Annotated in this window: 8 protein-coding genes; all 8 read right to left on the bottom strand. The window is 43.4% G+C overall.

The genetic code is table 11. The features are described from left to right. Positions 1–186, bottom strand: a 186-nt coding sequence (locus AB4484_RS18195) for a hypothetical protein (RefSeq protein ID WP_372079635.1), incomplete at its 3' end; no start/stop codon positions are given. A gap of 14 nt (positions 187–200) precedes the next feature. After that, a complete protein-coding gene (locus tag AB4484_RS18190) occupies positions 201–656 on the bottom strand; it encodes a biopolymer transporter ExbD (protein ID WP_372079632.1) in 456 nt (151 codons plus the stop codon). Between the two features lie 5 nt (positions 657–661). Further along, entirely contained in the window at positions 662–1,114 is a 453-nt protein-coding gene (locus AB4484_RS18185) for a hypothetical protein (RefSeq protein ID WP_372079630.1), read from the bottom strand. Then, positions 1,104–1,745 (bottom strand): MotA/TolQ/ExbB proton channel family protein, encoded by a 642-nt coding sequence (locus tag AB4484_RS18180; RefSeq protein ID WP_372079628.1) that lies wholly within the window; start codon positions 1,743–1,745, stop codon positions 1,104–1,106. The genes AB4484_RS18185 and AB4484_RS18180 overlap by 11 nt, the downstream gene beginning before the upstream one ends. Beyond that, positions 1,738–1,974 (bottom strand): hypothetical protein, encoded by a 237-nt coding sequence (locus AB4484_RS18175; RefSeq protein ID WP_372079626.1) that lies wholly within the window; start codon positions 1,972–1,974, stop codon positions 1,738–1,740. The genes AB4484_RS18180 and AB4484_RS18175 overlap by 8 nt, the downstream gene beginning before the upstream one ends. A 307-nt stretch (positions 1,975–2,281) precedes the next feature. Further along, a complete protein-coding gene (locus AB4484_RS18170) occupies positions 2,282–4,465 on the bottom strand; it encodes a hypothetical protein (RefSeq protein WP_372079624.1) in 2,184 nt (727 codons plus the stop codon). Continuing rightward, positions 4,458–5,093 carry a hypothetical protein gene (locus AB4484_RS18165; protein WP_372079621.1) on the bottom strand — a complete coding sequence of 212 codons (636 nt, stop codon included), beginning with the start codon at positions 5,091–5,093 and terminating at the stop codon, positions 4,458–4,460. The genes AB4484_RS18170 and AB4484_RS18165 overlap by 8 nt, the downstream gene beginning before the upstream one ends. Next, positions 5,077–6,033 (bottom strand): hypothetical protein, encoded by a 957-nt coding sequence (locus AB4484_RS18160; protein WP_372079618.1) that lies wholly within the window; start codon positions 6,031–6,033, stop codon positions 5,077–5,079. Before AB4484_RS18160 ends, AB4484_RS18165 begins: the two co-directional genes overlap by 17 nt. Between the last annotated feature and the right edge of the window lie 149 nt (positions 6,034–6,182).

Genomic DNA, 6,182 nt, shown 5'->3' with positions numbered 1-6,182 from the left:
TAGTGCTACCTTTGGCTCTGGTGCTAACACAAACGTCACGGACTTCTTGTTTGTATTAAAAAGTTGAGTATCTCGCATAACAAATGCATCCAAACTCACACCGAACAGCGCCAAACCAATAGAAAACCCTCCTATAAGGATTAGCAAAAAGGTGTTCTCACGCTGCTCACTATAAAGTAGTGACATTTTGATTCCCCGACTTACTTTTTAACGACAACAAGATAGACATTTTCAAAACCTAATTTTCGGCCTAGCTCTACAAATTTATTAACAAAAGGGTAAGGCATGTCAGGAGGGGCTTGAATGGCCAGCAGACGGCAATGCCCCTCAGTTACTTTGCAATGATTGTGTATAAACTCGGATAAACCTTTAATGCCATCAGAGAGAGAAATCGCCTCACCAGCAAAATAAGCCTGGGACTGAGAAGGTAACTCTAGCACTTGCACGTTGAGTGCCTCTTTTAATTCATCAGTCGCTTGTTCCGATAGAGGTAAACTGTCAATATTAGAGCCGAGCTCAACCACTTGGTCGTCGTGCACATTAAACAGTAAAAAAAATACCAAGACCGTAAAAATATCCATCAGAGCCACCAAGTTTAAAGCGGATCCTCTTTTATTTTTTCGACTGACCGTCAACGTTTTAAACGAAATATTCATGGCTGTCACATATCCTTTACGTCCATCGATACCGATGAAAACACTTCCGCATAAGGCGCAAGAAGGTCAAATAACCCCACTATATCTTGATGCGAATACGATGCCTCTAGCGAAATGGATAATGGTGCCGATTCGCTCAGGCTATTCAGGCGCCCTGTCAGCGTCGAAATAAGTGACGCCCTATCTGCAACTTCATGACGAAATAGTACTTTACCATCTTGCAATAAAATAAATTCCGTGTCAGTTACTCGTAGTAGATAGGGAGCAATCGACCTTAGTTGAGAAGAGGAAGAAACTGAAGAATTTGGTTGTGCGTATACTTCATATTGCGCAAATAGAGAAAACCTCGCACTTACCAAAAGAACTGGAATCAACACTACCATTAAACTTAAAAAGGGCGTGATATTTAAGTCCGTTTCATTCCCTGACGCCTTTCTTTGGAGGAGGTTATTTTTCATATACAGTTCGCTTTTGATACAATTTATTCAGTACCTTTGCACACCCTGCTTGAAGACTCTCAATTGCTTTGTTAGAGGCGTTATCAATAAACACATACATTAGCAACAAAGGAATTGCGATCATCAGACCAAATGCCGTCGTGTTCATCGCTACCGAGACTGACTCAGATAGCAGAGTCGATTTATCCGATCCAGAAGCCTGAGCAACAGAAGCAAAACTTTGAATAAGCCCCATAATGGTACCCAGCAACCCCAGTAACGTAACCACATTCGCTAACGTTGATATTACCGTTGTACGGCGACTTAAACGGCGAAGTGAATGAATGGCACTTATACTCATAACCTCTTCAAACTCTTCTCTAGAGATAGCATGCTCTTGATACTCTATTGACGCCTCTTTTATCGTGCCTGCTAAGATTGAACGCCCTCGTGTTAAAGTGGTTAATGCCTCACCTATGTCCTCTTCCGCTATTTGTGAAAACTGATAGGTATCTTTGAGGATTTGCCGACGGTAATTCATCATTACAAAAAATCGCTCAATGACAATAGCCAGAGCAATTAGGCCGATAGCCGCGATAGGGAACATAAATACGCCCCCGCTTTTAAAAAACACCATGATATTATCAATCATCTTTTTCCCACTTTATTTTCTGGTTTATAAATTCAAATAATGCCGCGTCCGCTTGACTTACTTTTTCAATATCAGGCAGCTTCAGAATGTAAGGGCGAAACAACTCCTCCTCTGCTATAGCATCGATAAACGTGATCTCATTATTTTCAGAGGGCACATCTTCATCTCCAGCCCACACGCAGCTAGCCTTTATAAGTAATATACTACTCAATAAAAAAATGCGCATCACAAATTCTCCTTAGCCCAATGACGCCATTGCTCCACAAGTTCAGAGGGTACGCTTTCAGGGAAGGAAGATCCGCTTTTGATTCCCTGGAACTGACCAGTTAATATCAACGAATCCACATAACGACGAGTCAACACCTCATCTCGCCCCCCCTCTTGACATGCCCAAAAACCCTGCTGAAAAGAATAAGGCGCTTGGCGCTCATCTTCTTTCATCAATGACTGACTGCACGAAATTACGGCTGCTGATTTACTTGACGTTTGAGCGCACCCAACTAAGCCCAGAGCTAACAGGCCTATTAGCCAAAGCTTCATTTGCCCCCCCTCATAAATAACACGGCATAAAATACTCGTACATCCATCACGCCCTCTATTTTTTGGTCCAAAATCTGATGAACATAGCGCTTATATTGTAAATCTCTCTGTGCAGCTTGTTCGCGCATAACTGGCTTTAAGGCATCTGGTGCCTGAGCGGCATGAAGAAGTAAGAATTGACGAAATTTATCTTCGAGTTTCCCTAGGATCCACAACTGAGCAGTGGCATTAGAAACCGGCGCACTCGACAATTTCGCTTTTAATTGATTATATATCGCCAATGCTTGCTGGACGGCTACTACCGTATCAGAGACCTCCAGATCAAAAGCATTCTCTATGGTCACTTCGATCGCTCGTAATTGCACCATTCTCTGAATTCCTTCATGCGATAGTTGGTGAACTTGTTGTCTCGCCTCTTTAGATAGCAAGGGGTACACACTATCTAAATAGCGAACAATACGAATATCATCCGCCGGAGCCAGTGGGCTTGGCTGTGCCAACCGCATTAGGATATAGCCTACTGCATTTTCCGGTTCATCTTGAAACATGGACCAATAAGCCAATTCTAGAGAATGACGCTCCGGATTTTGTTTTAATCGAGGTATCAATAATTCCATCTGATCAGATTGACGTAAGCGTTCATCAATTTTCGCATCAATCATGTTTTGCTGCTCTGGGGTTAGAGCCAACCCCCCCATATCAGCAAGGTAATCAAGTCGTGCAAAAGACATCGGTTGGCTATTAACTGCAAACATGGCTGCATCAAGACGCATGTCCTCGGGACCCTCTCTAGCTATCGCCATCATGGCAGACTCGTCCCCTTTATCTTTCATTACCACATACTCTACTTGGCGCTGCTCTTTCTGCAGTAGCGAAAGCACTTGTTCTGGCAACTCAGTTTGCGACCAAACGACTGTGGAGAAACACTCTTGAGCTTGAGCGTATTTCTTGTTTTTCGTGAGTTGGTGCCCTTTAAAAGCTCTAACGATCGCCGGAAGCGCAATATCACAACCCTTAGTCAATTCCGCATAATTGCTCGCAAAAGCAAGTGAGACGTCATCCAAATCGGCTGGAATGGAAAAGTATCCCGCCAACAACTTTTGCTGCGTCGCCTTAGGCAAAGAGGAAGTAAAAACAGAAGCGATAAGCGAACGTTGCTGGGTTAATGTTGCTAATGACACGACATCCAAATAGAAAAAGGCTGGGCGCTCTTCGTCGTATCGGTAAATGCGGTTTTCTAAGTATTTTTGTTGTGTTTTAGAATTGGTTTTACCAAATCGGCGCTGTGCCTCCAACAGCCCGTCAGACCATTGTCGCTGCCCATTGTGGTTTTGAGTGTCAAAGTAATAATGCACTAATAATTGGCTGTACTCATTTATCACATCCTCATCACCAATCACATGAACAGGCTTTGTGATCGCTACCTTTAGGTATTTTTCCATCAATATTCGCTCGTCTTTTACCAAGTCATGCTCTCTTGCGAATCTCACCAAACTCTGACGATATGCCTGCTGATCTACCAATGTTGGTAGCATTGACAATCGCCGAGCTTGCTCTGAAAGCGATTTAGCATACAGGCTATGGACCTCGTAAAAATCAGCCAGTTGCAGCGCAAGCGACTCATTTCCATCACTGGGAAGGCGTAGGGCCTGACTAGGAACCCCATGCTGAACAACCATGTATTGGGCAAGGTTCAATGCCTTAGCTGGACTTTCCCGATAAGACTCGGAGGATAGCTGATTAAATACAGCTACCGCTTTCGAGGTTTGATCAAGATATATTAGCCCCATCACCCACAGCAAACGGTAATCGTCCTGCTCTTGAGGTGAAAGATTCGTAATTTCCAAGACACCCTTTGCCACCTCCCCATTTAGTAATAGAGTCTGAATATTTAATTGGCGTAAAGTTGGCATATAAGGAGAGTAACTCTTTTGGGATAGTAAAAAACTTACGTTATCAAGAAATATACCACTTGTTTCCGCCGTAATACGTTCGCTCTGTTTTAATAAAATGTTCATCACCCGATCGGGGTCTGTTCCATCAAGAGCGTACTGTTGAAGAGTATGAGACACGGGTGCTTCTAATGCAGTGATGTAATCAGTATAGAGCAATGGAGAGCATTGGACACTATTGCTAAGCCCTACCCCTAACGCCATCAAAGATAATACGGTTTTATTCACTGATTTGTTCTCTTCTGTAAATGAAATAGCGAAGGGTTTGCTCTTCTGCTCTTATGTCCTCCCTAAGCTGCGAAGAAATGGTCATCACAGCCTCATTTAGACGTTCTGCCTGCCATTCCATTTGCACTTCGAGATCCTTGGCACCTTTCAAGGAAAAGTCTTCTATTATGCGGATTTGTTTTTGATTTATCACCTGCAAAGATTTTAGGTATTTCAACTCTTTATAATAGTGTCGTAATTCAGCACGCATTGGCTCCGAACCTAGCTCGCCTTCCCCTATTGCATAGCGATAAAGATGTGTTCTCTGCGCCATATCAGTGTGAAGAAACTGGATGTAACGCGATAAATCGGCTACTTCCTCTCCCTCGCCTAAAGACTGGTAAACTGATAGTAACGCTGTAAATGACAACTCTCCTTGATTCAATGTTGGCGTTAAAGAACGATAATCAGCATCCACTAATGATGCTAACAATACCTCATCACGCATAGGTGATACCTGGCAATCGTTTAGCTCTTCAGGGCACCAAGATGATAATATCGACCAGTCCACTTCTTTACCATAAACAACCATCGAACAGCTCAATAACAGTGCAATCCCCACGCTAGAAGCATTAAAACGCTTGGACATGCAATGCCTCTCCTAACAAGTGGGGTTTAATCGAAAGTAAGAAGTTCAGCCCCTGACTGTGATACAGTACGATTGAGTATGAACTTTCAACTTGACGCATATCGCCCGTTTTCCGGCTAACCCCAACCAAAGTAAAGTGCAACGTATGCTCACCTTTTGGTAACCTATCTCTCAACTGCCCCACCTGCTCAGTTAACTGTACATCAAGTGTCACATCTTTTTCATCTACAATTAGCGTCAATCGCTGCCAGTCAACCTCTGATGTAGCATCACTTTGAATTACAAACTGGCTGAAACTTTGACTTAAGCCGTACTCATCCAGCTTCTGCTCTAACTGTGCCGATTGCGAAAACGTGTCAGCTCGCAAGTCGGCTAGCGCAGGCGTAATATTCTCATCATTTAACAGGGTGACAGCAGGCTCAGGGCGAGACCAGTACAAGCGTGCTCCAAACATCCAAGCGTTCGGAGAAAGCGATTCAAAAGAGTCGCCTACAAAAAAACGATATCCACCAAATATATCCAAGTAACGATTTACTTGATAACTCAGATCGACATTTGAGGTGACATTCCAAAGAAAATTATTATTTTGATAGCTGGAATCTGCAGCTCCCTGATATATAGAGGATACCCCAACACCACCTTTTAACGTCATTTTGTCTAGAAAAAAATGACGTATACGGTACGTTGCCGATAGTGCAACCCAAGACTGACTTACAGTATATCGACCAATATCAGTAGAACTCGAAGAATGGACATTAAACTCCCCCCCCCAAGGAGAGTCATCAAAGTTCACCCCCCCTCCCACTCCCCACTGAGAAGTACTTTCCTCTCCAAAGCCATACGCTCCATGCACATATGACTGCGCAGCAATCGCAGGAAAAATAACACCACTGCAGACCACGCTCAACAGCGTTGGTCGCATCAAGGAAAGTCTCAACATAATTGTTGCGCCCTCAAAGTTATATAAGTTTGTATTATAGGCCTTGTCGTATTTCTCAATACCCTTTTCACTTAATTAAAAGCCCCTCCGCCACATGAAACGCAACACCCTACCCGTTATGCAGCATTCAAGTGCTGCATAAATATATC

Source organism: Vibrio sp. 10N.261.46.A3 (genome assembly GCF_041472995.1).
Taxonomy (GTDB): Bacteria; Pseudomonadota; Gammaproteobacteria; order Enterobacterales; family Vibrionaceae; genus Vibrio; species Vibrio coralliirubri.
The sequence above is the reverse complement of the archived record's forward strand: the minus strand, read 5'-3'. Positions and strand labels throughout refer to the sequence as shown.